Below are 3,088 nucleotides of genomic sequence, written 5' to 3'. Positions count from 1 at the left end.
GCCGGCCGCCCGGCCCGCCGCACGCGGCGGAGAGGGCCTAGCAGTGGTGCACCCGGCCCTTGATGATCCTGATGTAGCGCCCGGCGACCCATTCCGGGGTGCTGATGCCGAGCCGGTACCAGGTGCGGTCGCCCCTGACGGACTGGCCGAGCGCCCAGCACTTGATGTCGACGATCTGCCCCGGGCGCAGCGAGCCCAGGCGCCGGGAGCGGGTGGTGGGACGGCTCCGGATCGCGAGCCGGTGGCGGGAGATGACCCGGCCCTTGGGGTAGGCGTTGGCGACGTGGGCCGTGGCCGAGACCCGGTCCGGACCCGTCCGGCCCGCGTCCGCCTGGGCGGCTGGCGCGGTGGCGACGCCGGTGCCCATGACGCCCGCCATGACGGCTATCGCCGCTTTGTAATGCATTTTCAAGGAGGTTCTCCTATGTGATGTCGAATCGCCGCCGCGACCGCTGGGGCGGCCGCGGGCTCGGGGCGATTTCACCTCCCGCTTTTTAACCGTTTCAATAAGCGCCGACACGCCGTCGGACGGCTCGCTGCGGCGAACGGCCGACTCCGTGCGGCGAATGGCCGGCGCCCCCTGTGGCGACGCGGGAACGGTGCCACGCCGGGGCGCGTGTAGATCGTTGTTTCCGCAGGTCAGTGCATCTCTGGACGTTGACTCGCGCACTACGGGCTATGTTGCATAAAAGGGGTAGAGGCGACGTGGCGAACATAGCTATGCGCATCCCCCATCGCCGGTGAATCCGGCATCTCTGACAATGACCGGCATCACGACGAGGACGGAGTGGTGACGATGGCTCGAACCAGTTCTTCCGGCACTGACACCACCGAGAAGCGCGAGTCCGGCAACGGCGCGACGGACGGACTTCCCATCGACAAGCTCAAGGAGGCAGGGCAGGAACTCCTCCAGGCGCTGATGGTGAAGGCGCTGAAGAGCGCGACCGGTCCGGTGAAGGACATGGCCGAGCGGCTCGCCGACTCCGGCGGGGGTGCCGGCGCGAAGATGGCGGCCAGCGGCGTCGAGAGCCTGCAGGAAGGGAAGTCCCCGCTCAAGGCCGGGCTCAAGGCGGGCATGACCGGCGCCAAGGAGACCGCCAAGAACGCCGTCGGAGGCGGCGACGGCAAGGGCGGCGGCGAGGACGAGGCCAAGGTCATCAACATCGTCGAGAAGTTCGACGTGGGGCTGCCGCGGCGGGTCGCCTACGACCAGTGGACGCAGTTCGCCGAGTTCCCCAGCATGACCAGCAAGGTCGAGAAGGTCGAGCAGGAGTCCGACGAGAAGATCAACTGGCGCGCCAAGATCTTCCTGTCCCACCGCGACTGGGAGTCCACCATCGTCGAGCAGGTGCCCGACGAGCGGATCCTCTGGAAGTCCGAGGGACCGAAGGGCTACGTCGACGGCGCGGTCACGTTCCACGAGCTGTCGCCCGACCTCACCCGGATCCTGCTGGTCGCCGAGTACCACCCCGACGGGTTCCTGGAGAAGACCGCGAACCTGTGGCGCGCCCAGGGCCGCCGGCTCCGCCTGGACTTCAAGCACATCGAGCGGCACATGATGACGCGGACGATGCTCCAGCGGGACGACGTCGAGGGCTGGCGGGGCGAGATCCGCGACGGCGAGGTCGTCAAGACCCATGAGGACGCGCTGAAGGAAGAGAAGCAGGCGGGCGACGACTGACCCGCCCCGCCCCCGATCCCCGGCTTGGAGGAGCGATGGCCGACAACGCGGACGTCACGAACCGGGAGCCCGACCGGAGCGAGTCCGGCGAGGTCCAGGAGAAGACCGGGCGGATCGTCCCGCCGGAGGAGGAGCGCCCGTCCGCCGAGGGGCCGGACGTCCACCTCAACGTCCCGGAGCTGAAGGTGGACGAGATCTCCCTGGAGGTCAACGACCTGGAGGCGCACGTCTCGCTGGTCGCCGAGGTGCTCGACCTGCTCAAGCTGAACGTGGGCGCGGACGTGGGCCTCGGCAGGGTCAAGCTGGAGATCAAGGGCGTGGCGGCGCAGGCACTGCTCCAGGTCCGGCTCGACAACGTGGCCGAGATCGTCGACCGGGTCCTGACGACCCTCGACCGGAACCCGGAGATCCTCCAGCACCTGGGCCGCGGCGTGGAGGCCATCGCGCGCGACGTCGGGTCCGGCACCGGCGAGGCGGTGGGCCAGGTCGGCCGGGGCGCCCGGGGCGCCGTCGAGGACGTCGGGAAGGGCACCGGCCGCGCGGTCGAGGACGTCGGCGAGGGCGCCGGCGGCGCGGTCAAGGATGTCGGTGAAGGCGCCGGCGGCGCGGTGAAGGATGTCGGTGAAGGCGCCGGTGGCGCGGTGAAGGACGTCGGTGAGGGGACCGGTGGTGCGGTCAAGGACGTCGGGAAGGGCGCCGGTGGTGCGGTCGACAAGGTCGGCGAAGGGACCGGCGGCGCGGTGAAGGACGTCGGCGAGGGCACGGGCGGTGCCGTCGACAAGGTCGGCGAGGGCGCCGGCGGCGCGGCGAAGGGCGTCGGCGAGGGCGCCGGTAGTGCGGCGAAGGGCGTCGGCGAGGGCGCCGGTGGTGCCGTCGGCAAGGTCGGCGAAGGAGCCGGCGACGCCGCGGGCAGCGTCGGTGAAGGGGCCGGTGCGGCCGCGGAGAGCGCGGGCGAAGGCGCAGGCCAGGCCGCCGGAGGAGCCGGCAAGGCCGCCGAGGAAACGAAGGACACGGCCGAAGCCGAAGGAGCCGAGGACGCGGAGAAGGCCGCGCCGTCCGACTCCGGTGACGGGAAGCCCGACGATCGGTCCCGCGACGAGGATCGGTCCCGCGAGGACGGTCGGTCCGGCGAGGACCAGTCCGGCGACGAGGGACCGGGCTCGGATGAGGATGAGAAGGACGAGTCCACCGACCTGCAGGACGCTCTGCACGAGGCCGAGGACTCCGTCCGGGAGCTGGGCCGTGCCCTGCTCCGGATGGTCACCCGGTAGCCGCGCGGTCAGTTCCCCGTGACGCGGCGGACGGCGGCCGCGTACCGGCGGTCGGCCGCCCAGGTGAGGCGGGCGCCCGGGCCGGGTGACGCCCCGGGCGCGACCCCCGGGCCGCGGGGGCGGGGGTGGGACGGGG

The 3,088-nt window shown here is 71.7% G+C and carries 3 protein-coding genes; 2 read left to right on the top strand and 1 reads right to left on the bottom strand.

Features of this window, described 5'->3' with window-relative positions; all coding sequences use genetic code 11:
• Positions 1–37: 37 nt before the first annotated feature.
• The gene (locus ABZ914_RS17130) at positions 38–406 is read right to left on the bottom strand and encodes a hypothetical protein (protein WP_500193891.1); all 369 of its coding nucleotides are present in this window, start codon (positions 404–406) and stop codon (positions 38–40) included.
• Between the two features lie 390 nt (positions 407–796).
• Between ABZ914_RS17130 and ABZ914_RS17125 the strand changes: the two genes are divergently transcribed.
• Positions 797–1,681 (top strand): SRPBCC family protein, encoded by an 885-nt coding sequence (locus ABZ914_RS17125; RefSeq protein ID WP_500193892.1) that lies wholly within the window; start codon positions 797–799, stop codon positions 1,679–1,681.
• Between the two features lie 35 nt (positions 1,682–1,716).
• Entirely contained in the window at positions 1,717–2,952 is a 1,236-nt protein-coding gene (locus tag ABZ914_RS17120; RefSeq protein WP_500193889.1) for a hypothetical protein, read from the top strand.
• The last annotated feature ends 136 nt before the right edge of the window (positions 2,953–3,088 follow it).

This window comes from Spirillospora sp. NPDC046719 (assembly GCF_040645715.1).
Lineage (GTDB): Bacteria > Actinomycetota > Actinomycetes > Streptosporangiales > Streptosporangiaceae > Spirillospora.
Note: the sequence above shows the minus strand (reverse complement) of the source record. Positions and strands in the feature narration are given on the sequence as shown.